The sequence below is a fragment of the Streptosporangium sp. NPDC004631 genome, assembly GCF_053601935.1.
In genome coordinates, this window is the sequence record NZ_JBSGCR010000005.1 from 196,038 (window position 1) to 219,966 (window position 23,929).

Below are 23,929 nucleotides of genomic sequence, written 5' to 3' on the forward strand. Positions count from 1 at the left end.
AGGGCGGAACTCGAACACACAGACTGTGGATAAGTGTTGTGGATAACTTGGGGATTTCGGGATCGTTCCTGTCCGGAACCCACTTCACGGGACCGCCGCATTCCCGGAGGGGCACCCATGCGCCATTATGTTGAGTTGTGGCACGGATACCAGGAGTGGGGTTGGCGAAAGGGCTCTCCGTCACCCTTCGCCACATGCTGAGCAGATCGGTGACTCAGCGGTACCCCGAAGTCCAGCCCGAACTGCCCCCGCGGAGCCGGGGGGTGATCGGCCTGGTCGAGGAGAACTGCACGGTGTGCATGCTCTGTGCCCGGGAGTGCCCCGACTGGTGCATCTACATCGACTCCCACAAGGAGACCGTCCCGGCGCCCGAGGGGGGCCGCCCCCGCGCCCGCAACATGCTCGACCGTTTCGCGATCGACTTCTCCCTCTGCATGTACTGCGGGATCTGCATCGAGGTCTGCCCGTTCGACGCCCTGTTCTGGTCCCCGGAGTTCGAGTACGCCGAGGGGGACATCCGAAACCTTCTCCATGAGAAGGACAGACTGACCGAGTGGGCCCGGACCGTCCCCCCGCCCCCGGCCCACGAGCCCGGCGCCGATCCCCCCAAGGAGTTCGCGGCGACCTCCCGCCCCACCCGCCCCGCTCCTCCTCCGGGTCCCCTCTCCGTTCCCGCCGGGACGGTCCGCCCCGCGCCCCGCCCCGCCGACGCCCCCTCCACCGCCTCTCCGGCCTCCCCGCCTGGAGTTTCGCCGGCCGGACTCTCCGGCCCGCCTGAAGACGGAACCGACACGGCGGGCCGGATAACCGCAGGCCCTGGCGCCGCAGGCCCCGACGCGGCGGGTCCCGACACGGCAGGCCGGGCGACCGGCGCCGATGCAACGAGCGGCACGATCGGTACGTCCGGTACGTCCGACAGCGCGCCCGCCGGATCCGGCGCGGCAGGCCGCGTGGCAGATGGCGCGAGTGGGACGAACGGTTCCGGTACGGAGGAGGGTCCGAGGGGGACGGATGCCTCTACTCCGAGGAGGACGGATGCCTCTACGGAGGAGAGTCCGAGAGGGACGGATACCTCCGAATCCGGTGGCGGGATCGAGGCTTCCTCCGGGACACCCGGTCACCCGCCCGCCCCCCCGAGCACCGACGCCCCCGACGTCTCCTCTGGCGCTGCCGCCCCGCAGTCCGCGACAGACGGTTCCGGCGCGGGGGACAGAGCCGATACGACGGGAACGGGTGGGTCCGCTGCCACGGGCAGGCCGGATGCGGCGGGGGCGCGGTCCGGCCGGAGACCGGAGCGACCGGCACGGCGAGCCTCGGTCGGCCACGCGAGCGTCCGGGCCATCCGGCCGCCGGGAGCCCTCCCCAAGAAGAACGATCCACCCGCGGAGAGTCCCCTGGCCGACACGTCGTCCACGGACGGTCCGCCGGACGGCACACCCACGGATGGGGCATCCGCCGACGACTTATCCACAGGCGGGCCGTCTGCCGAGAAGTTATCCACAGGTGAGGGTGGCGTGTCCCCGGCAGGGGCCACATCGGAGCAGACTTCTGCCACGTACCCGAACGGAGAGTCCGAGGAGGAGACGTGACCGAGGCGCCGTCCTATCTGTCACCGACCGGGCAGGAGATCGTCTTCCTGCTGCTGGGCGCTGTGGCCGTCGGGTCGGCGCTGCTCGTGGTGACCACCAGACAACTCGTCCACGCCGCTCTCTGGCTGGTGGTCTGCTTCGGCGCCCTCGCCGGGGGCTATCTGGTCCTCACGGCCGAGTTCGTCGCCTGGGTCCAGGTGCTGATCTATGTCGGGGCGATCGTGGTCCTGCTGCTGTTCGGCATCATGCTCACCCGTGCCCCGATCGGCAGGGCCGCCGACCTCGACAGCCGGAACCGGCCGGCCGCCGCGGTCGTGGCGACCGCCACCGCCGTCGTGCTGGTCACCGTCGTCATCGACGGCTTCCGCACGGCCTACATCCCTCTGGAACCGGGTGGTGGATCGGCCAAGGAGCTCGGCTCCAGCGTCTTCCGTAACTGGGTGCTCCCCTTCGAGGCACTCTCGGTCCTCCTGCTGGCCGCCCTGATCGGCGCGATCGTCCTGTCCCGCACCGACATTCGCGGGAGGCGATGACGTGCACGTCGTCTACCCGGCGGTCGTCTCGGCGCTCCTGTTCTCCATCGGCGTGTACGGCGTGCTCGCCCGCCGTAACACCATTCTCGTCCTGATGTCCGTGGAGCTCATGCTCAACGCGGTCAACCTCAACCTGGTCGCGTTCGACATGTGGTTGCGCGACCGGTTGCACAGCGGTCAGGTTCTCACCCTGTTCGTCATCGTGATCGCCGCGGCCGAGGTCGGCCTCGGTCTCGCGATCATTCTCGCTCTGTACCGCAACCGTCAGACCGTGGACCTCGACCGGCTCCGTGACCTGGCCGAGCTTGCCGCGCCCGCCGACACCGGCGGACAGAGCGGCGCCACCGGCGCCACCGGTGAAACCGCCCCCCGGCCCATCACCGATGACGGAGACCGGCCCCAGGTCCGGATTTCCCAGACTTCCCGGGCCTCCGCCGGATCGGCCGACGTCGCCACCGGCCCGGCGCGGCCCGGAATCGTGGCCGGACCGGCCAACAGGACGGTTGACACCCCATGATCACCGTCGCCGCCCTGGTCATCCTGCTGCCGTTCGTCGCGGCCGCCGCCGGGCTGCTGGGGTCACGCCTCCCCCGGGGTCTTCGCGGTGGAGCCGCCGACCTGGTCGCGAACAGCAGGGCCGCCTGGATCGCGGTCCTCCCCACCGCGATCTCCACGGCACTCGCCATCTGGCTGGTCTACGCCGACCGGACCGGCACGGGCGGCGGACAGGGCAATCCCCTCCTGCCCCCCGCCGGATCCACCGGCTCGCACGGGACGGACGGTGTCACCGGGACCCTCGACATCATCGACACCGGATCCCTGCCGGTCTCGGTCGGGCTCTCCGTGAACGGCCTCGCCGCCTCGATCGCGGTGCTGGTGACCGTGGTCGCGCTGGCCGTGCAGATCTATTCGATCGGTTACATGAGCGGCGACCGGCGCTATCCGTCCTACAGCGCCTTCATCAGCCTGTTCACCAGCGCCATGCTCCTGGTCGTCTACGCGGCCGATCTCCTCGTCCTCTACGTGGGCTGGGAGATCATGGGACTCTGCTCCTACCTGCTGATCGGACACTGGTGGGAAGACCGCGCCAACTCCCGCGCCGCGGTCAAGGCGTTCCTGATCACCCGGCTCGGCGACGTCGGCTTCCTCTTCGGCCTCTTCGCCCTCGGCGCCGCGGCCGACAGCTTCAGAATCGCCGACGTCATCGCGAAGGTTCCGGAGATGTCCTCCGGCACGACCGTCGCCGCGACCATGCTGCTGCTCGCCGGGGTCGCCGGGAAAAGCGCTCAGGTTCCGCTGCACACCTGGCTCCCCGACGCGATGGCCGGTCCGACCCCGATCAGTGCCCTCATCCACGCGGCCACCATGGTCGCAGCCGGGATCTTCCTCGTCGCCCGCCTCTACCCTGTCTTCCTCGTCTCCCACCCCACCCTGGACGTGCTCGCGGTCATCGCCGCGCTCGGCATGCTCGGCGCCGCACTGGCCGCCCTGGCACAGCAGGACCTCAAACGGGTCCTCGCCTACTCCACGATCAGCCAGCTCGCCTACATGGCCGGTGCGCTGGCCGCGGGGTCCGAGAGCGCGGCGATCTTCCATCTGATCACCCACGGTGCCTTCAAGGCGCTGCTCTTCCTCTGTGCCGGAGCCGTGATGCACGTGGTCGGCTCCAACCTCATGAGCGCGATGGGCGGCCTCCGCGGGGAGCTTCCCATCACCTTCGTCGCGATGACGATCGGCTTCGCCGCCCTGATGGGTCTCCCCCCGACCAGCGGCTTCTTCAGCAAGGACGAGGTGCTGGCGACGATGGAGCGGGCCTTGAGCGCCGGACCGCTCACCGGCGCGGCGGCCCTGCTGCTGTACGGCTGCGCGCTGGCCACGGTCGCGGTGACCGGTGCCTACGCCACCCGCGCGTGGCTGCGCACCTTCTTCGGGGAACGCTCCATAGCGGCTTCCCCCCATCCTCACCCCGCACCCGAGCCCGCCACACCTCACATCGCCGACATCCGGCCCGCGTCTGGCGCGGCCCACGTCCCCGACGTTCACGGGGTTCCCGCCACCATGCGCCGGCCGATCGTGTTCCTCGCCGTGCCCGCCCTGCTCCTGGGTTTCGCCAGCGCCGCCGATCTTCAGTGGGGCGCGGCCGTCCTCAGCCTCGTGCTGGCGCTGTTCGGCGCCGGCCTGGTGTATGTCGTGTGGCGAGGCGACCCTCTCAGCGATCCGGCCCGCATGCTCGGCCCGTTCCGGACGCCCTGTGAGCAGGCTTTCTCCATTGATTCCGGCTACCGCATACTGTTCGTCCGGCCGGTGCTGAGCCTCGCCCGCCTGGTGGTCCGCACCGACGACTGTGTGGTGGACGGTGCGGTGCGCGGCTCGGGCCGGGTGACCCTGGACATGGCGGGTCTGCTGCGCCTGGCGCAGAACGGCAACGTCCAGCTCTACATCACCGGTCTCCTCGCGGGCACCCTCCTCCTCGCGGTGGGGGCGGTGATCTTCGGATGAGCCTCCCGATCCCTCAGGTAACCCGTCTCGTCCCGACCTTTTGGGGGACGATCCCCGGGAGAACGCGCGTCGTCCCGACTCTCCAGATAGCCCGCGCCGTCTCGACTCCATGGGGAGTTCGCGCCGTCCCGTCGGCTCTCCACGCTCACCCAGGTGGCGGCGTGCGGACGGGTGAGATCCGGATCCCGGCGCCCGGCTACGGCGGTCGAGGCCCGGCCTCCACACGGGACGGGGTGGTCCAGCCGTGAACTGGGTGCTGATCGCGCTGCTCGGGGTGCCGCTGACCGGGGCCGCCGTGCTGCTCGTGCCGTTCCGGATGGGCACCGCCGCCGCGGGACGCCTGCTCCGGGCACACGGTCTCGCGGTGTCCGGGGTCACGTTCGGGCTCTCCCTGGTGCTGGTCGCCGGGTTCGGCTACGGCGACACGGCCGGGATGCGGTTCTCGACGGACCTGGCCTGGGTCCCCGGACTGGACATCAGGTTCCATCTCGGCGTGGACGGGATCTCGCTGCCGCTGGTCGTGCTGACCACACTGCTGACCTTCCTCTGTTTCGTCTATCTCTGCTGGGGGCGTGCCGACGGACCCGGGCAACTGCTCTGCCCCGAGCCCGGAGGCGGCCGTCCCCGAGCCCTGGTGTTCACACTTCTCATCCTCGAAACCGGCATGATCGGCACGTTCCTCGCGCTCGACCTGCTGCTGTTCTTCCTGTTCTTCGAGATCGTCCTCATCCCGATGTACTTCGTGATCGCCGTCTGGGGCGGGCGAGCCAGGCGGGCGGCGGCGATCAAGTTCATCCTCTACACGTTGCTCGGCTCGGTCGTCCTCCTGCTCGGACTGCTGTTCATCTGGGCACAGACCGGCACCCTGGACATGGTGGCTCTCGCCCGGGCCCACGGGGCGGGGATGGCCGGCCCGGTGCAGATCGCGGCCTTCGTGGCCGTCGGCATCGGCCTGGCGGTCAAGACCCCGATGTGGCCGTTGCACACGTGGCTGCCCGCCGCTCATACCGAGGCGCCCACCGTCGGCTCGGTGCTCCTGGCGGGTGTCCTGCTCAAGATGGGCACCTACGGTTTCGCTCGCATCGCCATCCCCATCCTGCCGGAGGGGGCCGCCGCCGTGGCCCCCTGGCTCGGGGCCTTCGCGGTGATCGGCATCGTCTACGGCTCCCTCGCCTGTCTTGCCCAGCGCGACCTCAAGCGGATGATCGCCTACTCCTCGATCGGGCACATGGGCTTCGTGCTCCTGGGTTTCGCCACGCTCACCCCGGTCGGCGTCAACGCCGCCCTGTTCGGCAACATCGCCCACGGTCTGATCACCGCGCTGCTCTTCTTCGTGGTCGGAGCGATCAAGGAGCGCTACGGCACCTCCGACATACCGGCGCTCGGCGGTGGCATGCTGTCGCGGCTGCCGCACCTCGGCTCCCTGCTCACCTTCGCCTGCGTCGCGTCCCTCGGGCTGCCGGGTCTGGCGGGCTTCTGGGGCGAGATGCTCGCCCTCCTCGGCGCGTTCGACCCCGCTCCGGGCCTGTCCCGCCCGCTCTACCTGACCTTCATGGCCGTCGGTGGTCTCGGCACTGTCCTGACCGCCGCCTACTTCCTGGTCATGCTCTCCCGCGTCACCCATGGCAGGCACACCGAGACCGTCTACGCCCCCGTCCTCACCATGGCAGGCGAGGGAGGCGGGGAGGGCCGGACGACGGCCGTCGCGAGGAGCCGGAGCGAGCGCATGAGAGAGCGCATGAGAGACGTCGCCGGTTACGAACTGGCCGCCTGGGTGCCGCTGATCGGTCTGATCCTGCTGTTCGGCCTCTGGCCGAAGGCGCTGCTGTCTCTCACCGGCCCCGTGGTCCAGACCTTCGTGGGGGCACCGTGATCCGGCGTTGGAGCACGCGGATCCAGTGTGCGAGCACCGTGAGCCGGCGCGGGAGCATCATGATCCAGTGCGGGAGCGTCGTGATCAGCCTGGGGGCGCCGTGATCCAGTCGATCGACTACTACGCGGTCGCGCCGCTGCTGCTGCTCGTGCTCACCGCCGGGCTCGTGCTGCTCCTGGACGCCTTCCTGCCACGCAGGCCGTATGTCCGCCCCCTGCTCGGCGCGGTCACCCTGGCCGGAGTGCTCGGCGCTCTGGGGGTGGTGCTCTCACAGGCGTTGCGCCTCCAAGGGCCGATGCGGACCTTCTGCGTCCCCGGCGGGTTACGGAGCCCCGCCACCACCGGTCTCGGCACGCTTGGCCTCCCTTCCGGAGCCGTCCCCGCCCCACCCCTCGGAGCGACCCCCGGCCCGGCCTCGATGATCTTCTCCGGCCTGCCTCCTGGCGTGACTCCCAGCCCAATCTCCGGAATCGCCCCCGGTTCGGTCTTCGAAGTGACCTCCGGATCGGTCTCCGCGATCGCCCCCGGCCTGCCCCCCGGGGTGGCCCCAGGGCCGGGCTCCGAGCCCCTCTTCGGCCCGGCGTCCGGAGCGGTCACGGGATCCGGGCCGGGTGGTGGCGACGTGGTTCTGTGCTCGTTCGTGGTCGACCACTTCACCCTGGTCTTCGCCGGGCTCGCGCTAGCCGCCGGCATCGTCGTGGTGCTGCTGTCGATGGCGGAGCTCTCCTCCGGAGAGATCCCCGTCGGCGAGTGGTACTTCCTGCTGCTGTGCACGCTGGCCGGTGCCGTCGCCCTCCCCGCCTCCCGAGACCTGGTCATGCTGGTGGTCGCCTTGGAGCTGGTCTCGCTGCCGGTCTTCGCGCTTACCGCGCTCAAACGCTACGACGGCCGGAGTTCGGAGGCGGCGGTCAAGCTTTTCCTGGTCTCCGTGGTCTCCACGGCGGTGATGCTTTTCGGGGTCTCCCTGCTGTACGGCGCGACCGGGACCGTCTACCTCGATCGGCTGGCCCGGAGCCTGTCCTGGCACATCGCCGGGTTCGCCGGAGGCCCCGGCTCAGCCACCCCGGTGTCCTCCGGTGCCGGAGCGTCCCTTGGCGCCCACGCCTCCTCGCTCCAGATCCCCCCTGATCTGTCTCCCGTGCTCACCGTGGCCACTGTTCTGGTGCTCGCCGGATTCGCCTTCAAGGTCGCGGCGGTGCCGTTCCACGCGTGGGCGGGCGACGTCTACCAGGGGGCTCCGGTCCCGGTCGCGGCGCTGCTCTCAGTGATCTCCAAGGCGGCCGGGTTCGCCGGGCTGATCCTCATCCTGGTTCTGGCCCTCCGAAGTCGGGCGGACACCTGGGTTCCGCTGATCGCGATCATCGCCGCGCTGACCATGACGGTCGGCAACCTCCTGGCCCTGCGCCAGCGCCACGCCGTACGTCTGCTCGCCTGGTCCTCGGTCGCCCAGTCGGGTTACATTCTCGCCCCCCTCGGGGTCCGCGACGACGAGGCGATGAGCGCGTCGATCGCCTACCTGGTGTTCTACGCGGCGATGAACCTGGGGGCGTTCGCCGTGGTCATGCTGGTGTCGCGGCGTCGTCCCCGCAACGAGCTGGACGACTACCGAGGACTGGCGTTCCGCAGTCCGGCGGCCGGACTCGCACTGGCCTTCTTCCTCATCTGCCTGGCCGGTCTGCCGCCGGGACTGGCCGGGATGTTCGCCAAGATCGTGGTGTTCCGGGAGCTCGTCGACGGTGGTGGAGTCTGGCCGGCCGCGGTGATGGCCGTCAACACGGTCATCGGTCTCTACTACTACGTCGTGTGGACCACGCGAATCCTCACCCCGGGCCCCAGCCTGGCCACATCCTCAGCCCCCGGCCCCACCCTGTCCCCAACTCCCGTCTCCATCTCGGCCCCAGCCCCGTCCCCAGCCTTGGTCTCGGCCGGGGGCTCCGTGGAGAGTGGCGCGGCTGTGTTCCCCGAGACGGACGGTGACCGTACCGGATGGGTGCCGGTGGCCGTCGCGATCACACTGGCAGTGGTCATCGCGGTGGTGTTCTCCGTCGCCCCGCAGACCGTGCTCGGCCCGCTGCCGACGACCTTCATCGCGCCGGGCTGAACACTCCCGGGAACGTTCGACCTGGCCGGAGTCGTTGGCACTGGTGAACCGGCATCAACCGACCCGGCATCAACCGACCCGGCATCAACCGACAGGGGGGGGCAGTGCACCACAACGGTCTGCGTACCGCGGTCCTTCTCGGCGCGCTGTCCGCGATGATCGTCGCGGCGGGGGCGTGGCTGGGCGGCGGCACCGGGGTGCAGATCGCGGTTCTGGTCGCCCTGGCGACCAACGGCGCCGCCTACTTCTTCTCCGACCGGATCGCCCTGTCCGCGATGCGCGCCCGGCCGGTGGGCGAGGTCGAGCAACCGGTCCTCTACCGGATCGTGCGTGAGCTCTCCACCGAGGCCCGCCAGCCGATGCCCCGGCTGTACGTCTCGCCGACCATGCAGCCCAACGCCTTCGCCACCGGCCGGAACCCTCGCAACGCCGCGATCTGCGTCACCTACGGCATCACCCAGCTCCTCGACGAGTCCGAGCTGCGCGGGGTTGTCGGCCACGAGCTGTCCCACGTCTACAACCGGGACATTCTGGTCTCGTCGGTGGTGGGCGCGCTCGCCACGATGATCACTTATCTCGGTTACGTCGGCCTGTTCTTCGGCGGGGGAGACGATGACGAGGGTCCGGGCTTCATCGGTGCCCTGCTCATGATGGTGCTCGGCCCGGTCGCCGCCGGGATGATCCAGATGGCCGTCTCCCGCTCCCGCGAGTATCAGGCGGACGAGTCCGGGGCGCGGCTGACCGGTGACCCGCTGGCTCTCGCCTCCGCGCTGCGGAAGATAGAGATGGGTGCCCGGCAGTTGCCGCTCCCGGAGAACGCCCGCATCGTCTCCACCGCCCATCTCATGATCGCCAACCCTTTCCGGGGGGCAGGACTCGGCAGGTTGTTCTCCACACACCCGCCGACCGCCGACCGCGTCGCCCGGCTGGAACGGATGGCCGGCTACCGCCGTTGACGAGGCGCCCACGTTGACGAGGCGCTCCGGCGGGGCGCCCGGGCAGGCCGGTGACACATCGCGCGCCCGTCACCAACCGGCGGAGGTGAGAGGCGACGAGAATTGGGGCCCGCCGTCAGGAACGGTGGGTGACCGGGTCGGTCTCCTCAGGAAGGAGTCCGGGGACGCCGTCGATGCTCTCCCGGTTGTTCTTGGCGCGGTAGGCCCGCCTCTGCTGGACGTCCTTACGTTCCGCCCACTCGTCGAGCAGGGGCCGGTCCCTGTCGAAGGACATGAACGGCACCGAGAAGCCGCAGGAGTCGGAGATGCGATCACAGTCGACGACGATGATCGACCGGACTCCGGGGTGCGGGCCGAACCTCTTGATCAGTTCGGCGAAGCCGGGGCTCTCCGGGACGAGAACCCGGCCGGTGCCGTACAGGCGGAGGATGTTGGGGGGACCGGAGAAGGCACAGAACATGATCGTGATGCGACCGTTCTGGCGGACGTGGGAAATGGTCTCGACACCGCTGCCGTCCAGGTCGAGGTAGGCCACCGTGGTGTCGTCGAGAACGGCGAAGGTGTCGGGGTACCCCTTCGGGGAGACGTTGACGTGCCCGCCCTGCTCGGGAGCGGTCGCGACGAAGTAGACCGGCTGCGCCTCGATGAACTCACGCAGCCGGTCATTGATCTTGTCATGAATTTTCCCCATGAAGGGGACGATAAGTGGTTGTCACTCGCCGGGCAGCCACCAGGTCCACGGGTCGCTCCTGATCTTGAAGGAGTCCAGCTTGCGGGTGGATCCGGTCTCGGCGTTCACCGTCCGCTTCACCGCGGAGGTGGGGTTGCTCTCGTCGCCGCTGTCCCGGCCCGTCCAGAGGGTGAGCGTGCCGGCCGGGTCCCAGTAGAGCCGCTGCGCGTTCTCGTTCTTGGGGATGCCGAGCCGAATCGCCTCGGAGACGGTGTCCGACGTCAGGTCGTAGGTGCGCAGACGAGGCTTGTTCGACGGGCCCGTGATGATCAGTGCCACCGTGGATCCGTCGTCGGCCAGCGCGATCGGCGAGTTGTTGGAGACGATCTGCGGGACGATCTGGCTCGCGGTCTGCCGGCCGTCGGCGTCGAAGACCGCGAACTCGGTGATGTTGTCGTCCGTGAACCGGCCGGTGAGCATGTGCTGCCCGTCGGGGCTGAAGCTCAGCACGTTGTTCTTCGACGGCAGCTTGATGGTCTTACCGGTCTTGAGGTTCGCCACCAGGCTCGGCAGCTTCTCGGCGCTGTCGAAGTAGTCGACCACGACGATTGAGCCGTCGGGGGAGAACATGGTGTCCAGGTCGTTCTGGCCGATCCCCTTGGGCAGGGTGGCGGCCTTGCCGGGAAGCGGACGGACCTTTCCGCTGCTCACGTCGCGGACGACCAGCTTGTCGCCCCTGAAGTAGTTCACGAACCGGCCGTTGCCGCTGACCGCGAACATGGTGGTGACCTCCCTGTCCACCTTTCCATTGGCCTGGCGGGGGTGGATCCGCGCGTCGGCCAGCTTGACGGACTTGCCGCTGCGCAGCGTCAGAGTCCACTTGCCGCAGGGAATCCTGTCGTCCTTCTTGGCACAGCTCTTGATCCATGCGTACCGCACCGAGTCGTCGGATGCGGCTCCCGTCTTCGCCTCCGCCGGGGTCACGATCATGGTCACGGCGGTGGCCGCCGCGGCGGCGAGCGCGAGTGCTGCGAATCCACGTGGGGGGATCATCGAGATTCCTTTCGTCACCTGGATAGATGCGGCTCCGGTATGAAAGGTTGCATCACGAATCAGCCACACCCGATGGGATACAGCCTCTCTGCTGTCATAAGGAAGGCCGTATCCCATTGAAGATGATCGGTGCACCTGGCACCGTCGTCCAACGGTCCTGCGGAACCACCCCGAGAAGCCGGCCGCCGACCGGACACCTCGCCCGCGCTTCAGACTCGCCGCCCCGACTCGCGGCGGGAAGACATCGGCCGCCCGCGTGCCTGAAATGGGCGGAGAGAACATCCGATAACGATCTTTCGATCATTGGCCAGGCCGCCGGCCCGTCTGGGGGGCAGACTGACCGACATGGAGAAGACGGTGTGGACGGAGGACGGCGTCCGGCTCTGGGCGGTCCGCGGCGGCGAGGGTCACTCCGTGGTCTTCTGCCACGGCGGTCCCGGCCTGTGGGACACCCTGGGGGAAGTGGCCGGGCTGCTCGCCGGAGTGGCGGCCGTACACCGCTGGGACCAGCGGGGCTGCGGCCGTTCCCAGCGGTGCGGGCCGTACTCGGTTGCCCGGTCGCTGGCGGACCTGGACGCCGTCCGCCGGCATTTCGGGTTGGAGAGGATGGCGTTACTGGGACATTCGTGGGGCGCACAACTGGCGTTGCGGTACGCGTTGGACCATCCCGACCGCGTCAGTGGGCTGGTCTACGTCTCAGGAACGGGGATCGATCGCGACGCCGACTGGCACGGCGAGTACGCACGTAATCTCCGGAGCAGGCTGGGTGACCACCTGAGGCGCTGGGAGACGCTGCGGGAGCGGGAGCGCACGGACGCCGAGGACCGGGAGTTCTCGGTGCTGCAATGGTCGGTCGACTTCGCCGACCGGGACCGAGCGCTGGAGCACGCCGAGCACATGGCCACTCCATGGCTCGGCGTCAACTTCGAGTGCAACGCCGCCCTCAACGCAGAGGACAGGCACCACTGGGGCACGCCGAAGCTGCGGGCGCGGTGCGAGGCGCTGAACGTCCCGGTACTGATCGTGGACGGGGCAGAGGACATCCGCCCCCGCAGGGCGGTGGATTCGCTGGAACGGGCCCTGCCTCTGGCATCCCGGGTGACGCTGAACGGGGCCGGGCACCTGCCGTGGATCGAGGATCCGGACGGCTTCCAGTCGGCGGTAGGCGGCTTCCTGCTCGGGCTCCGGTAGCCGGCCTCTTCGAGCACGCGGAGAACGGCCTCGAAGAGCACTCGAAGGTCAGAAGATGACCGGCCGACAACCCGCGGCAGGCCGGGATCCCCCGTGAAGGGGCGGCTCCATCGCCGACGAATGCCGTGGAGACCGCAGGAGTGGCCGGGACACAGGCGAAGGCAGACGCCTTCGACCATGTGCCCCGGATATGCCCTCCGCGCCGAGATGCCCCTGAAACCGCAAGCTCGGAGCCTCGACCGTGCGTTCGCCAGGGACGGCCCGGTGCCTCCGTGGTCTGTTCGCCGGCCTCGCTTTCCGCACGTGCGACGTTGTCGCAGGTTGGACACTATGTAAGATCCAGCACTGCGGGTGGTCGTCCCAGGTAAACCGGGGTCACGCGGGGCTAGCGGTAGTTGGTGAACTGAAGGGCGATCTCCAGGTCCTTCCCCTTGAGCAGGGCGATGACCTCCTGGAGCTCGTCCCTCTTCTTGGAGCTCACCCGCAGTTCCTCACCCTGGATCTGAGCCTTGACCCCCTTGGGGCCCTCATCCCTGATGATCTTCGAGATCTTCCTGGCGTTCTCCTGGTCGATGCCCTCCTTGAGGGTGACCACGAGACGGTACTCCTTGCCGGACAGCTTGGGCTCATCCGCGTCCAGGACCTTGAGCGAGAGTCCCCGCTTGATCAGCTTGTCCTTGAACACGTCAAGGACGGCGTTGGCGCGTTCCTCGCTGTTGGCTCTGATCTCGACGGCCTTCTGCCCCCCCGACCAGGCAATGCTCGCGCCGGTGCCCTTGAAGTCGAATCGGTGCCCGACCTCCTTGACCGTCTGGTTCAGCGCGTTGTCGGCCTCCTGGTGGTCGATCTTGCTGACGATGTCAAAACTGCTGTCGGCCATGCGTCGACTATCCTCTCTAGCTCTCTTGTCGACCCTAGCGCTTCACCTGTCGGCACAGGATGAACGTGACCGCCAACACCCAGACGACGGTGTCGAAGAAGGGCGGGGAGCCATTGCGGATCTCCGTCGGCCCATGCGTCGACCTTCGTCATCCCGCGCGCCGACCTTCGCGGCCCCGTGCGTCCGGCACAGAACGATGATCACGTCTGTCTGTTTCAACCGCCGTGCCAGCCCCCACCTGCGAGGCTGAAACCCCGGTCCTCCACTCTCAAATCCCCGATCCCACAGGTCTTCCCTCTCACAGAAGCACCGTGAGGACCGAGGCGCAGACCACGAATCCCCGGTACCACGGCCTGTTCGCAGACCACCTCCGCCGATGTCACGTCACACCCGGAAGTCCGCTATTCTTCTTCCTGTCACCGCTTCGAGCGGATGGCGCGGCAGGTTGCCCGAGTGGTCAAAGGGAGCGGTCTGTAAAACCGTCGGCTCAGCCTACGCAGGTTCAAGTCCTGCACCTGCCACACCAGCAGAAACAGCCCCCTCGCCAGCGGAAACGCGGTGTGGGGGCTGTTCTCGTATGTCCGGCTGTATCCGGTTGTCAACGGCGCTCTACGGCTGATCGTTCCCAATGCGTTCCCACGGGGATCAACCCTTGGTTGCCTCCGAAATCCGCCGCATGGCCTCACCATCCTGGCCGTGGATGCACTTGGCATAGACCCGATGGAGCACATCCACGCTGTGTCCCGCCCACTCGGCGACCTGGGGCGCCGGCACCCCCGCGTTGAGCCAGGTGGACACCGCCGCGTGCCGGAGCGCATACGGCACATCCATGAGCGGCGACATGGCCTCTTCTACGGTGAACGCCTTCTCTCTGGCCTCATGGAAGACCTTCAGGTAAGCTCGATCGGTCATCAGCCCGCCGCGAGGGCCGATGAAGACCCGCCTGTCCGGGCCGGTGCCGAACTCCTTGAGGTGCGCTCGCAGCAGAGCCACGAGTTCGGGGTGGACAGGTACCCGCCGAGTGTCTCCTTCGGCACGATGCTTGAGCCCGCGGCGCTCGCGTGGTCGGCCGTTGTTGGTCCACCGGCTTCCAGCGCGCGGTTCGGCATTGGTGAGCCGCATCTCTCCCCATCCTTCTTCCGGCAGGATTACGAGGTGTTCTAGGCGCAGATCTACGACTTCTTCAGGACGCAGGGCGGCGTAGTACATGCAGCCGAAGAACGCCTTCATCCGCTTCCCGCGGTTGCTGTTGGCTTCGACCTCAGCGAGGAATCGCCGGGCCTGGTTGATGTTGATGACGTTGCGCGGGTCCACGGTGGTCAGGGTCCGGGGCTTGGTCCACTTCACGGTCTTGAACGGGTTGGTCGTGAGTACACCAATCTCCTGACCAAACTCCATCGCGCTGTTGAGCACCATCCGCTTGCGATTGGCCGTGTTCGCGGCAGCGGGCTTGTCCTCCAATGTCTTGCTGATCCTGTTAAGGATCCCTCGGGCCAGCGCAGCGCCTCCGCCCTGCTCGTTGAAGGCGGCCATGGGGACGGTGTTCTCATCGAGCCAGCGAATGACTTTCTCCAGCTCTACGGGAGGCTTCCTGTCGTCGCGAATGCGGGTGCTGTAGGCCCAGCGGAGTGCGGCGCGGCGCATGTCACGAGAAGGAATCCCTGCCTCGGTGCTCAGCGCTGCCTCGGTCGCGTCGATCAGCGCTTCGGCGATGCCACGGCGATGATTCGGCGAGGCGTACGCCCATTTCGCATCCACGAAGGCCAGCGTGAAGCCGTACCAGCTCAGCGCGGTCTCCTCTCGCTTCCACGAGATCGGACGGCCTGTGGTCGTGCTGAATGCCTCGCCACGGCGGGCAGCGGTCATCAGCTCGGACCGGAAGGCATCGGCCTGTGCGGCGTTGGCGTATGGCTCCCTCCAGATCTTCCCGCCGACCTTCCACATGACGCGATAGGAGGTGATCACACCAACGGCGTTCTTCCGTTTCTCGGTTTTGTAGACGCGGACGTCGTAGGTGATGTCCTTCATCAGGAGGCGTCCTCCAGGCCGGCCAGCCAGCGGTCATAGTCGGCACGGCGGATACGGAGGTCTCCGTTGGGGAGCCTCATGCACTTGGGCGCGCGGCCCTTCTGGCGCCAGTCGTAGAAGGTGGACCGGCTGATGTCGAGGTCTTCGCAGATGTCGGTGATGGTGAGCTTTTCGGCCCTGGGCATGGGGGTGACTCCTTGTGGGTCCGTAGTTGGTCGGAGCGGTTCGAGGGGGGTAGCCGTACCAGCCGTACCAGCCTCGTTTTGGCTGCTCAGGGCTGGTACGGCTTTTCCGGTGGTACGGCTCAAGCCGTACCAAGATCCTTCGGTGGTACGGCTTGAGCCGTACCAGGCTGCAAGCCGTACCGCGTCTGACCTGCACTGTTGAGGCTGGTACGGCTGGTACGGCCACCCCCGGGGAAGGGGAGCACCTCGCGGGTCTCGGCGGTCGGTGAAGCGCTGTTGCCGGTGTTCTCCGGGGCGGGGCAGTACCGCGCCCAGGCGTCGACGAAGTCGGTGCGCAGGTACCCCTTGGCCTGTCCGGTGGGCGGGGGAAAGCGCGTGGTGGTGGATCGGATGTCGTACTCGCGCAGGATCGCGCCGAGTTTCATCGGGGTCAGCCCGTTCGGTCCGTAGTCGGCCCAGGGGGCTTCGGAGTCGGCCTTGAGCCGCTCCAGCAGGGTCGCGGTGGGTAGGGCGGTGTCGGTGCCGAACGCGGTGCGGCAGTCGGCCAGCAGCCGGACCCGGTTCGAGGTCTCGCCGTTGTCGTCGGCTTCGGCAGTGAGCGCGAGCACGGCGGCGCGGGCGCGTTCGGGCCAGTGGCCTCCGGCGTGGTCGGCGACGGCGACCAGGGGTTCCCAGGTGTCGGCGGCGCGGTCTTCCACCGGCATCGCCGGTTCGGCCTGCTCCAAGGTGGGCAGGTCGGCGCGCAACCACGCGGACAGGTCTTCGGCGAGCCGGCGCAGCGCGGGCCGATCCCGGCGGTGCCGGTACGGGGCCACTGACTCACCCGGGCCGCGGCGGCGCATGCGGACCACGACGGCGCGGTCTTCGATGGTGTCGGGCATCGCGCCGATTCCGGCGAGTGCGGCCATGGCGAAGGTGGGGATGGATTCCACCCGGTTGGCGTTGGCGTCGTAGCGCTTGGCCGGGCGGTTGCGCTGGTGTCCGGCGTTGAGCAGCCCGCGCAGGTCCTCGTTCCCGTCGGCCTTGGGGCCGAAGATGGTGTCGGCTTCGTCCACGAGCATGGTCGGCGGGTCTTCACTGATGGACCGGTAGACCGCAGCAGAGGAAGAGTTGACGGTGATGAACGGGTTGTGGCAGGTGGCCTCGACCACGTCCAGCAGCCGGGACTTGCCGCACCGCTTTTCCGGAGCGCGGATCACCAATCGAGGGGCGTGCGCCCACGCGGGTTGGGCGTGACTGGCGGCGATCCACAACACCACCGCATCCGCGGCCTCGGGGGTCGGCAGGATCACGTAGCGGGTCAGGGCGGCCAGCAGGGCGTCAAGCAACATCGCGCCGTGACTGATGGGTTCGGACATGGATTCAGCTCCGGGGTGAGTGGGTGAGGTGGTCACGCGGCGACCGTTCGGGGGCGCTTGGCACCGGCTTTCAGGCCGGAGGCGATGGTGTGGACGGTTTCGGCGCGGCTCAGCCCGGCATCGACCCCTTGTTGTTCCAGCAGGGTTGACACCTCGCTTTCGGCGAGCGCGCCCCCGGCGACGAGTTGGCCCAGGGCGATGGCGGCCAGGTAGAGCGAGCCGTTGCGCTGCCCCTGCGGGGCGGAGGCGACGCGGTCCAGTTCGCGGGTGATCGCGGCGTGTAGGTAGGCGCCGTGCCGGGTGTCGGGCAGGGCCAGGCGCACCGGTTGCGGTACGGGTCGGGGCGGGGGTGAGAGCTGCTGGAACAACCAGGGGGGCAGCGGGGCCGGGGTCGTGTTGTGAATTACCTCGTAGGTTCCGGTGCCGTCCGGAAGATCCACGAAGCTGCCAGGCCCGAGGACGTAGCCACCGTTCGCGCGGGTGTCGATCAGCCACCCCAGCCCGTTGCCCTTGTCGCTCTCGGTGTTGCGCAGGGCCGACCCATCCGGCGCGGCGAAATACAGGTGCAGCCCGCCGCGGCGGGTGCGGACGGTGAAGGTTTCGAACGGCAGGGGTTGCCCGGCGCGCTCGCACAGCATGGCCAGCACGTCGGCACCCTCGTTGACCCCCGGCAGGTCCCAGGAAGGCGGCGGGCGAAGCCCGTCCTTTCGGGTGTCCAGGTCGACCACCACGAGTTCAGAGGGGCCGGTGGCGATGCCGATGTTGTACGGCTTGCTCGACCAGACGCGGCGGATCAGGTCGGGGTCGGTGGTGGCGTTGGTCTCCCAGTCGGTGAAGCCCCGGGCGGGGGGCTTGTCGGCGACGGCGACGGGGAAGACGTGCCAGCCGCGGGCGGCGGCGGCCAGGGCGTAGCGGAGCCGATCGGTTCTGCTCATGCCGCCTGCCCGGTTCGCGCGGACCGTAGAGCGGTGAGGATGGCGCGGCCGATGTGGTGGGTGTAGGCGGGCGGGATGGCCTCGGCCAGTTCACGGCGTACGTCGGTCCAGCCGATGCCCATCGCGGTCTGCCACTCGGTGATCGAGCCCTTGCCGCCGCCGTCGCCGTAGACCGCGACCATGTCGCCGTCGTAGTACCGGCCGTGTCGCCACCCGCGCACCCGGTGCCCGTGGTGGCCGGGCTCGATCGGCTGGGGGACGGTCAGGCCGTGCAGTTCGAACTGTCGGTGTCGAAACACCTTCAGGTCGGGGAACATCAGCCCGCACAGCAGTAGGTCGCGGCGCATCGGCGCCTTGCCGACGGGGTTTTCGATGATCCACGGTTTGCCGGTGGACAGGAGCGCGGCGCGGGTCTCGGTCGTGAGGCTGCGGTGGTTGGCCCTGCCCCGGTTGGTGCCGGCCGACAGGGTGCAGTCGGCCTGACAGGGCGGACAGGCGTTGACGACGTCGAAGGTGTGGCCGTGCTCGCGGACGAAGGCGATGGCGTCGCCCTGCACGAACGCGAACGGGTAGTTGGGTTGTGGGGCGATGTCGACGCCGGTGACGTCGAAACCGGCCAGGTGGTAGCCCATCGAGGCGCCGCCGGCGCAGCAGAACAGGTCCAGCAGTCGGGGCCTGTTGGCCTCTCGTTCCGGGCGGGTGGTGGGCGGGGTGGACATGACGAGGCTCGCTTTCGCTGTGCGGGTGAGTGGCGATCAAGGGGTGTCAGCGCAGGTGTCAGGAGGGGTGTCAGTCGGTGTCTGACACCCCTCGCGGGTGCGCGTTACCTGGGAAAATGGGGCGGTGGCGTCAGACGGTGTCTGACGTCAGACACCGGCCAGAACCGGCTGACTCTGCGGGACGATGCGGTAGCGGCCGGCTCGGTCGGTCTCGCGGAGTCGGCCGGTCAAGACCATGGCGGAGACCTGCCCGGAGACCCATCCGCGGGTGCGTCCGAAGCGGTCGCAGTGGTCCATGAAGTCCTTCGGCCCGACCTCGACCATCCCGGCGGCCTCGAACTCGTCCAGCAGATCGGCCATCGCTTGGCGGGCCTCATCCGGCCCTACCGGGCGGCGGGGGCTCTGGTCGCGGGTGCCGAAGTGCAGCACGGTCCTCGCCGGTGCCAAAGGCTGCTCAGGGTCGATGCCCTCGAACTCCTCGGCCTCGACGTCGTCATGGTCGTGGTCGTCGGTGTCGTGCATGGGGTGGCCCTCCTCGGTGAGCCGGGCCGTGGTGGTGTGGGGGGAGCCTGTGAGGGGGTGGCGGGTGCGGTCGGTGAACGCGGCCCCGGCGGCTTGGCGGGCGGCCTGCCCGGTGACCGCGTCCACGTCGGCGCGGACGTCGGCGAATGCGGCGGCGACCTGGGTGAGCTGGTCGCGGCTGGTGAGGTAGGAGCGGGCCGGGGTGGCCCACAGCTGCTCGGGCACACCGTTGGCGGCCAGGTAGTTGTAGCCGGGCTTCTTGTCGCGCCAGGCGTGCGGTGCGGCCCCGGCGTCCAGCGCCTCATCGGGCAGGGCGAACCCGGCGTCGATCTCGCCGCGCACCCCGAAGCACCATGAAGAGCCCAGCGAGGCGCGGGTGTCGGTCGAGATCTGGGTGCCGGAGGCGCGTTGCAGGGAGACCACCAGGGAGATTCCGGCGGATCGGGCTTCTTGGCCGATGCCGGTGAAGACGTCTTCGTCGGTCTCGCGGATGGTCTTGGCCGCTTCCTCGAACCAGCACACGAGGTAGGGCATGCCGGGTGAGCCGTCGGCCTGGGTTTCGGCGCAGGCCGCCTCCCACTGCTTGTAGCCGTACTTGGCCAGCCACTTGGTGCGTGCCGGGATCGCCGCGGTGATGGCCTCGATCATCGCGGTGGTCGAGGGCATGTCGAGGGCGGCCCAGTCCAGGGCGGGCAGCAGCGGCCCCAACGTCTGATCGGCCTTGGCAGGGTCGGAGGCCCACACCACCACGTCGCGCCGGGAGGCGATCTCGGCGAGCGCGGTCAGTCCGCCCTCGGACTTGCCGGAGCCGGTCATGCCCATGATCAGCAGGTGCATGGCGTTGCGCGCCTGCTTGGGGTCGCCGGGGAAGTACAGGACCGCCGGAGTGCCGTCCTCATATACGCCGACCACCACCGGCTCAGCGATCGACCCGCCGGGGGCTGAGGGGCCGGGCCACGGTGTGGTGGTCTTGAGCAGGTCCCGCGGCACGATGGTGATCTGCGCGCGGGCGTGGGAGTCGGGGTCGGGGTGCACCCGCACTGCGGTAGGCGAGACGTCCAGGGCGGACGCCAGGCGCGGCGCGGCCTTGGACACATCATCGGCGGTCAGCTCCCCCGGGGGGAGTTGCAGTTGGAAGGTGGCCTTGTTCGGCGCGACGGTCGAGCCGACCACCATGGTCTTGGCCAAGCCGACCTTCTCCAGCAGTCCGCCGGAACCCTGGCCGTCGTTCTGCGGGTCGGTGTTGGTGCGCAGCAGGTGGCGGATGTTCCAGGACGCGGCCAGCGCTGAACCGCCGATCAGGTACAGGCCCTGCAGTGGGCCGGTGGTCGGTCCGGCCAGCGCTGCGGCGGTCAGCCACGAGGTGGCCAGCCCAACCGTGACGGTGGAGTGCAGGCGCCGTTGTGCGGTGGTGGCCTTGCCCGCCCACCACGTGGTGGCGGTCAGCGCGGCCGAAGCCAGGGTCAGCCCGGCAGAGGCAGCGGCCGAGTCAGCCCACAGGTGGTGGGCGGGCAGCGACAAGACGCCGGTTCCGGCGCACAGCAGCCACGGCGGCAGATACGGGGTGGCGCGCTGCAACAGGTAGCCACCCACTACACCACCACTACCACCGCGGTGGCGACCGTACTCGTACGGCAGCATCGGCAGGTCACGCTTGGAAGGCATGATGTTCTCCTTTCCGGGGTTCAAAGGCCGAAGTCGAAGCGGCGCCGCGCGGGGGCCGGGCGGGTCCGGCGAGTCGAGGACAGCTCGGGGTCGTACTCGCGCTGGAAGGCGGCGTAGGTGCGGGCGGCGTTCTTGGCCGCGTCGAGGGCGTCGTCGGCGGTCTTCTTCAGGTGGCGAGCCACCCGGCGGGCGCGCATCTGGGAGCCGAACAGCCGCGCCTCGGGGTCGGGTACCTCTTTGAGGACGGCCCGCAGGATTTCGGCGGCCATGGCCACCTCGAACGACAGCCGCAGGAACTCCCCGCGGGCGCGCTCGCAGTAGTTGCGGATGTCGGCGTTGGTGAAGAACTCCGGGTCGGCCAGCGGGGAGTAGGAGGTGCCGGCGTAGGGGTGGCTACCGGCCTTGCCTCCCGCGGTGTGCTGGCCGGTGCCAGGACGGTCGGCCCCGGCGAAGGGGTCTTTGCGGTCAGGCATGGATGTCTCCCGAAGTGGTCGCGGCGGGCTCGGTGGTGGCGGTCAGGGGGTGCGGTCGGTCCGCCGGGTCTGCGGCGGTCGGGGCGGAGTCGGCCGGGGGGTCGGTCCGCAGCCGGGCAAGGAGTCGTCCGGCGCGGTCGGTCGAGATCGACTGTCCGCTCTGGCGGACCGCGTCCTTGAGCCGGTCACGGGTCAGCGTGATGCCGCGCGATTCGTGGTCGGCGGCGATGCGCCATCCCAGCGGCATCAACTCATCCACATCCGCCGCAGCGGTAGCCACCCGGTGGGGTCGAGTCGCCGGACCGGTCTTGCCCGCCCGGGGCTTGGCCGGACCGACCGCCTTGGGCGCGTGGACCGGCGCCGGGGCCAGTGAGAGCGCGGGCACGTCGGACGGGGGGATGGGGGCTGGTCCGGGAGCGGTCGGCGCCGGGGGCGTGGCATCGTTCATCTGCCGGTGCAGCCGGTCGGTGGTGGCAGCGATCCCGCGCTGAACGGACGCGGCGGCCTCAGCGACCACCAGCAGCAGCACCGGTCCGCAGGAGTGGATCAGTACCCCGACCGCATCCACCCCGCCGGGCGCCAGGGCCGGACCGGCGACGTTCAGCGACCAGGTCATCAGACCGGCGGTCCAGCGCAGCACGGTCAGCCACCCGGCGCGCACCCCGTAGCGGTCCAGCGCCCGACCGCCGACCAACGCGACGATCAGGCCCAGGTCCACCATCGGCGACAGCATCCATGCGATCGCGGCGTGCACCCCGTGGGAGACCAGCAGCCCGGTCACGTTGCCCGCGCCGTAGACCATCACCCCGACCGCGACCCCCCACACCGCGCGGTTAACGGTGCGGCTGGTGCGCTGCAACCCCTCCAGCTCAGCGAGGACTTCGGCACGGGTCATCGCAGCGGCGCTCATGCGGCCACCTCTCCCGCGCCGTTGCAGTCCAGGCAGGTGCCCAGATGGCGCGGCAGCACATACCCGGCATCCCGTCCGCAGGTGGGGCAGGTGCGGCGGGCGGCGTTGGCCTTGGCCAGCGCCTCCAACTGCCGGGCGGTGGCGGTCCGCTTAGGCAGCGCGAACCGCACGTCATACAGGTAGGCCACGCGCACACCCGGCGCGCCGTGGCGACGCGAGGCCCACAGGATCTGTGCCTGCACGCCCTGCCCGCCGGGCCGAAGCCCGGCGGCGGCCAGCTGGCGCAGCGTGAGCAGGTGGGCCGGGGACATGCGCCACGGGTAGGTGGGGATGCCGTACTTGGCGCCGGTGGGGTCCCAGAAGCGGGCGCGGATGCGGCTCATCACGCGCTCACCTCCGCACCGTCCGGGCAGCCCAGCCCGCACGCGGTGCAGGAGAAGCCGGGCGTGGTGGTCGGGGTGGGGGCGCTTTGCCATAGCAGTGCCCAGCGCAGGCGGCGGGCCGGTCGGCCGGTGGCCAGGGTGCGGCGCCGGGCGCGTGCACTGGGGTGGCCATCGAACGCCCAGCCGATCAGCCGGTAGCCGGGAGGCGCGTCGATCACGTCGGCCAGCGCCGCGGCGACCAGGCGGCGGCCGGGCAGTCCGACCGCGTCCAGCAGCCGTACGGCGTGGGTGTCGGCGTCGTACTCCTGTAGCCGCTCGCGCCGCGCGTCGGCCAGCTCCGCGGCCAGCACGACGCAGACCAGGACGGCCAGGGCCGGTAGGGGCAGGCGCAAGACCAACCCGCCCAGCAGCGCGGCCTTGGCCAGCCACGCCGGGTTACACCAAAACGCCCGGGTGCGGCCGTGGTCGAGGGCGTGGTGGGCGATCTCGTGAGCCAGCACCCCGTACAGCGCCAACGAGTCCGGCCCCCGCAGCAGATCGGCGCCCAGGTTGACGCGCGGGGCACGGTCGCAGCGGCTGCCCACGGCTTCGGCGTTTCCGTCGAGGTCGGGGGTGATGCGGATCAGCAGGCCGGGCAGCTGGGCACAGTGGCGCAGCGCGCACACCAGCTCAGCCAAGCCCGGCAGGTCGGCAGGCGTGTCATTGGGGGCGGTGGGGATGGGGGTGGGGGCGATGGTCATGGTTCACCTCCTGTTAAAGGCCGGACTGAGAGCGGGTGAGGGTGCGGCAGGCGCCGCATCTGCGGACGGGGCGGGCGCCGTGGGAGCGGCAGACCTCCACCTGGGCGCGCGGCGTACGGCAGCGCGGGCAGGACACGGCTGTGCCGTGCTCGTGCTCGCAGTCCAGGCACTGAAAGCGGCTCATCACGCCACCTCCCGCTCGTCGGCCTCAGGCGCGGGCCACAGGGACAGGGCGCGGATCTCCTCGACCGACAACCCCGCCCACACACCCTCGGTGGGGCGAATGTCCAGGGCGTAGGCAAGGCACTGCGAGCGGGCCGGGCAGGTGAGGCAGATCCGCTTGGCCGCAGCCTCGCGGTCCCGGCGGACGGTGAGCCGCTCGGGTTCGAAGACGTCGGGGGCGGTGAACAGATCGGCGTCGGCGCCGGTGCAGGCCGGTCCGGCGGCGAACATCGCCTCACGTAGCTGCTCACGCCGCTTGAGGTAGGCGCGGCGCAGGCTGTTCATCGGGCCGCCTTGCTCGCGCCGGTCGGGCGGCAGAAGGGGCAGGGGTAGGGGCCGGAACCGGGGTTCCAGATCTGGCCGTTGCGGCAGTCCGACGTGCACACGTCGGACTTGGCCACGATGAGCAGGCGGGTCATGATGGTTGTGCTCCTTTGCGGGAGT

General features: G+C 69.5%; 23 protein-coding genes, 1 tRNA gene and 1 pseudogene. 9 read left to right on the top strand and 16 right to left on the bottom strand.

Going from position 1 to position 23,929, the window contains the following annotated elements; all coding sequences use genetic code 11:
* Nucleotides 1-299: 299 nt before the first annotated feature.
* The 7 genes and pseudogenes from ACWEF2_RS07275 to htpX all read left to right on the top strand — a co-directional run bounded on the left by ACWEF2_RS07275 (nt 300) and on the right by htpX (nt 9,551).
* Nucleotides 300-1,589 carry a 4Fe-4S binding protein gene (locus ACWEF2_RS07275; RefSeq protein ID WP_453812941.1) on the top strand — a complete coding sequence of 430 codons (1,290 nt, stop codon included), beginning with the start codon at nt 300-302 and terminating at the stop codon, nt 1,587-1,589.
* Nucleotides 1,586-2,122, top strand: a complete 537-nt coding sequence (locus tag ACWEF2_RS07280; protein WP_453812751.1) for an NADH-quinone oxidoreductase subunit J family protein — start codon at nt 1,586-1,588, stop codon at nt 2,120-2,122. The genes ACWEF2_RS07275 and ACWEF2_RS07280 overlap by 4 nt, the downstream gene beginning before the upstream one ends.
* Nucleotide 2,123: 1 nt before the next feature.
* Nucleotides 2,124-2,426, top strand: a pseudogene (gene nuoK / locus ACWEF2_RS07285) (NADH-quinone oxidoreductase subunit NuoK); the annotation flags it as partial.
* 209 nt (nt 2,427-2,635) lie between these two features.
* The gene (locus ACWEF2_RS07290) at nt 2,636-4,621 is read left to right on the top strand and encodes an NADH-quinone oxidoreductase subunit 5 family protein (RefSeq protein WP_453812752.1); all 1,986 of its coding nucleotides are present in this window, start codon (nt 2,636-2,638) and stop codon (nt 4,619-4,621) included.
* Nucleotides 4,622-4,865: 244 nt separating this feature from the next.
* On the top strand, nt 4,866-6,494 hold the full coding sequence (locus ACWEF2_RS07295) for a complex I subunit 4 family protein (protein WP_453812754.1): 1,629 nt from the start codon (nt 4,866-4,868) through the stop codon (nt 6,492-6,494).
* Nucleotides 6,495-6,594: 100 nt separating this feature from the next.
* Nucleotides 6,595-8,595: an NADH-quinone oxidoreductase subunit N gene (locus ACWEF2_RS07300; protein WP_453812756.1), complete on the top strand. Its 2,001-nt coding sequence runs from the start codon at nt 6,595-6,597 to the stop codon at nt 8,593-8,595.
* 104 nt (nt 8,596-8,699) lie between these two features.
* A complete protein-coding gene (htpX, locus tag ACWEF2_RS07305; protein WP_453812758.1) occupies nt 8,700-9,551 on the top strand; it encodes a zinc metalloprotease HtpX in 852 nt (283 codons plus the stop codon).
* Nucleotides 9,552-9,666: 115 nt separating this feature from the next.
* On the opposite strand, the gene ACWEF2_RS07310 is transcribed toward htpX, so the two are convergent.
* Nucleotides 9,667-10,242, bottom strand: a complete 576-nt coding sequence (locus ACWEF2_RS07310; RefSeq protein WP_453812760.1) for a pyridoxamine 5'-phosphate oxidase family protein — start codon at nt 10,240-10,242, stop codon at nt 9,667-9,669.
* A 21-nt stretch (nt 10,243-10,263) separates the two neighbouring features.
* Complete coding sequence (locus ACWEF2_RS07315) at nt 10,264-11,274, bottom strand: hypothetical protein (protein ID WP_453812762.1); 1,011 nt, start codon at nt 11,272-11,274, stop codon at nt 10,264-10,266.
* A gap of 345 nt (nt 11,275-11,619) precedes the next feature.
* On the opposite strand from ACWEF2_RS07315, the gene ACWEF2_RS07320 reads away from it, so the two are divergent.
* The gene (locus ACWEF2_RS07320) at nt 11,620-12,465 is read left to right on the top strand and encodes an alpha/beta fold hydrolase (RefSeq protein WP_453812764.1); all 846 of its coding nucleotides are present in this window, start codon (nt 11,620-11,622) and stop codon (nt 12,463-12,465) included.
* Nucleotides 12,466-12,850: 385 nt separating this feature from the next.
* Here the strand turns inward: ACWEF2_RS07320 and ACWEF2_RS07325 are convergent, their stop codons facing one another.
* A complete protein-coding gene (locus tag ACWEF2_RS07325; protein WP_355594658.1) occupies nt 12,851-13,345 on the bottom strand; it encodes a YajQ family cyclic di-GMP-binding protein in 495 nt (164 codons plus the stop codon).
* Between the two features lie 439 nt (nt 13,346-13,784).
* Between ACWEF2_RS07325 and ACWEF2_RS07330 the strand changes: the two genes are divergently transcribed.
* Nucleotides 13,785-13,866: transfer RNA gene (locus ACWEF2_RS07330), tRNA-Tyr, on the top strand.
* A gap of 124 nt (nt 13,867-13,990) precedes the next feature.
* On the opposite strand, the gene ACWEF2_RS07335 is transcribed toward ACWEF2_RS07330, so the two are convergent.
* The 13 genes from ACWEF2_RS07335 to ACWEF2_RS07395 all read right to left on the bottom strand — a co-directional run bounded on the left by ACWEF2_RS07335 (nt 13,991) and on the right by ACWEF2_RS07395 (nt 23,904).
* Complete coding sequence (locus ACWEF2_RS07335) at nt 13,991-15,373, bottom strand: tyrosine-type recombinase/integrase (RefSeq protein WP_453812767.1); 1,383 nt, start codon at nt 15,371-15,373, stop codon at nt 13,991-13,993.
* A complete protein-coding gene (locus ACWEF2_RS07340; RefSeq protein WP_453812769.1) occupies nt 15,373-15,558 on the bottom strand; it encodes a helix-turn-helix transcriptional regulator in 186 nt (61 codons plus the stop codon). The genes ACWEF2_RS07335 and ACWEF2_RS07340 overlap by 1 nt, the downstream gene beginning before the upstream one ends.
* Before the next feature lie 119 nt (nt 15,559-15,677).
* Nucleotides 15,678-16,916 (bottom strand): DUF3631 domain-containing protein, encoded by a 1,239-nt coding sequence (locus ACWEF2_RS07345; RefSeq protein WP_453812771.1) that lies wholly within the window; start codon nt 16,914-16,916, stop codon nt 15,678-15,680.
* Nucleotides 16,917-16,948: 32 nt separating this feature from the next.
* Nucleotides 16,949-17,851, bottom strand: coding sequence for a bifunctional DNA primase/polymerase (locus ACWEF2_RS07350; RefSeq protein WP_453812772.1), 903 nt, complete (start codon nt 17,849-17,851; stop codon nt 16,949-16,951).
* Entirely contained in the window at nt 17,848-18,570 is a 723-nt protein-coding gene (locus ACWEF2_RS07355) for a DNA cytosine methyltransferase (RefSeq protein WP_453812774.1), read from the bottom strand. The genes ACWEF2_RS07350 and ACWEF2_RS07355 overlap by 4 nt, the downstream gene beginning before the upstream one ends.
* 147 nt (nt 18,571-18,717) lie before the next feature.
* On the bottom strand, nt 18,718-20,757 hold the full coding sequence (gene traB / locus ACWEF2_RS07360) for a plasmid transfer protein TraB (protein WP_453812776.1): 2,040 nt from the start codon (nt 20,755-20,757) through the stop codon (nt 18,718-18,720).
* A 20-nt stretch (nt 20,758-20,777) separates the two neighbouring features.
* On the bottom strand, nt 20,778-21,230 hold the full coding sequence (gene traA, locus ACWEF2_RS07365; RefSeq protein ID WP_453812778.1) for a plasmid transfer protein TraA: 453 nt from the start codon (nt 21,228-21,230) through the stop codon (nt 20,778-20,780).
* Nucleotides 21,223-22,140 carry a hypothetical protein gene (locus ACWEF2_RS07370; protein ID WP_453812780.1) on the bottom strand — a complete coding sequence of 306 codons (918 nt, stop codon included), beginning with the start codon at nt 22,138-22,140 and terminating at the stop codon, nt 21,223-21,225. The genes traA and ACWEF2_RS07370 overlap by 8 nt, the downstream gene beginning before the upstream one ends.
* The gene (locus ACWEF2_RS07375) at nt 22,137-22,523 is read right to left on the bottom strand and encodes an RRQRL motif-containing zinc-binding protein (protein ID WP_453812782.1); all 387 of its coding nucleotides are present in this window, start codon (nt 22,521-22,523) and stop codon (nt 22,137-22,139) included. Before ACWEF2_RS07375 ends, ACWEF2_RS07370 begins: the two co-directional genes overlap by 4 nt.
* A complete protein-coding gene (locus tag ACWEF2_RS07380) occupies nt 22,523-23,263 on the bottom strand; it encodes a M48 family metalloprotease (RefSeq protein ID WP_453812784.1) in 741 nt (246 codons plus the stop codon). Before ACWEF2_RS07380 ends, ACWEF2_RS07375 begins: the two co-directional genes overlap by 1 nt.
* 13 nt (nt 23,264-23,276) lie before the next feature.
* Nucleotides 23,277-23,447, bottom strand: coding sequence for a hypothetical protein (locus ACWEF2_RS07385; protein ID WP_453812786.1), 171 nt, complete (start codon nt 23,445-23,447; stop codon nt 23,277-23,279).
* Nucleotides 23,447-23,770 (bottom strand): WhiB family transcriptional regulator, encoded by a 324-nt coding sequence (locus tag ACWEF2_RS07390; RefSeq protein ID WP_453812787.1) that lies wholly within the window; start codon nt 23,768-23,770, stop codon nt 23,447-23,449. Before ACWEF2_RS07390 ends, ACWEF2_RS07385 begins: the two co-directional genes overlap by 1 nt.
* The gene (locus ACWEF2_RS07395) at nt 23,767-23,904 is read right to left on the bottom strand and encodes a hypothetical protein (protein WP_453812789.1); all 138 of its coding nucleotides are present in this window, start codon (nt 23,902-23,904) and stop codon (nt 23,767-23,769) included. The genes ACWEF2_RS07390 and ACWEF2_RS07395 overlap by 4 nt, the downstream gene beginning before the upstream one ends.
* Nucleotides 23,905-23,929 lie beyond the last annotated feature (25 nt).

Coding starts and splice junctions, on each gene's coding strand:
- ACWEF2_RS07350 (WP_453812772.1), bottom strand. CDS start 17,851: ATGAGCAGAACCGATCGGCTCCGCTACGCCCTGGCCGCCGCCGCCCGC.
- ACWEF2_RS07315 (WP_453812762.1), bottom strand. CDS start 11,274: ATGATCCCCCCACGTGGATTCGCAGCACTCGCGCTCGCCGCCGCGGCG.
- ACWEF2_RS07395 (WP_453812789.1), bottom strand. CDS start 23,904: ATGACCCGCCTGCTCATCGTGGCCAAGTCCGACGTGTGCACGTCGGAC.
- ACWEF2_RS07290 (WP_453812752.1), top strand. CDS start 2,636: ATGATCACCGTCGCCGCCCTGGTCATCCTGCTGCCGTTCGTCGCGGCC.
- ACWEF2_RS07335 (WP_453812767.1), bottom strand. CDS start 15,373: ATGAAGGACATCACCTACGACGTCCGCGTCTACAAAACCGAGAAACGG.
- ACWEF2_RS07370 (WP_453812780.1), bottom strand. CDS start 22,140: ATGAGCGCCGCTGCGATGACCCGTGCCGAAGTCCTCGCTGAGCTGGAG.
- ACWEF2_RS07355 (WP_453812774.1), bottom strand. CDS start 18,570: ATGTCCACCCCGCCCACCACCCGCCCGGAACGAGAGGCCAACAGGCCC.
- ACWEF2_RS07275 (WP_453812941.1), top strand. CDS start 300: ATGCTCTGTGCCCGGGAGTGCCCCGACTGGTGCATCTACATCGACTCC.
- ACWEF2_RS07375 (WP_453812782.1), bottom strand. CDS start 22,523: ATGAGCCGCATCCGCGCCCGCTTCTGGGACCCCACCGGCGCCAAGTAC.
- traA (WP_453812778.1), bottom strand. CDS start 21,230: ATGCCTGACCGCAAAGACCCCTTCGCCGGGGCCGACCGTCCTGGCACC.
- ACWEF2_RS07390 (WP_453812787.1), bottom strand. CDS start 23,770: ATGAACAGCCTGCGCCGCGCCTACCTCAAGCGGCGTGAGCAGCTACGT.
- ACWEF2_RS07325 (WP_355594658.1), bottom strand. CDS start 13,345: ATGGCCGACAGCAGTTTTGACATCGTCAGCAAGATCGACCACCAGGAG.
- traB (WP_453812776.1), bottom strand. CDS start 20,757: ATGCCTTCCAAGCGTGACCTGCCGATGCTGCCGTACGAGTACGGTCGC.
- ACWEF2_RS07340 (WP_453812769.1), bottom strand. CDS start 15,558: ATGCCCAGGGCCGAAAAGCTCACCATCACCGACATCTGCGAAGACCTC.
- ACWEF2_RS07310 (WP_453812760.1), bottom strand. CDS start 10,242: ATGGGGAAAATTCATGACAAGATCAATGACCGGCTGCGTGAGTTCATC.
- ACWEF2_RS07385 (WP_453812786.1), bottom strand. CDS start 23,447: ATGAGCCGCTTTCAGTGCCTGGACTGCGAGCACGAGCACGGCACAGCC.
- ACWEF2_RS07345 (WP_453812771.1), bottom strand. CDS start 16,916: ATGTCCGAACCCATCAGTCACGGCGCGATGTTGCTTGACGCCCTGCTG.
- ACWEF2_RS07380 (WP_453812784.1), bottom strand. CDS start 23,263: ATGACCATCGCCCCCACCCCCATCCCCACCGCCCCCAATGACACGCCT.
- ACWEF2_RS07320 (WP_453812764.1), top strand. CDS start 11,620: ATGGAGAAGACGGTGTGGACGGAGGACGGCGTCCGGCTCTGGGCGGTC.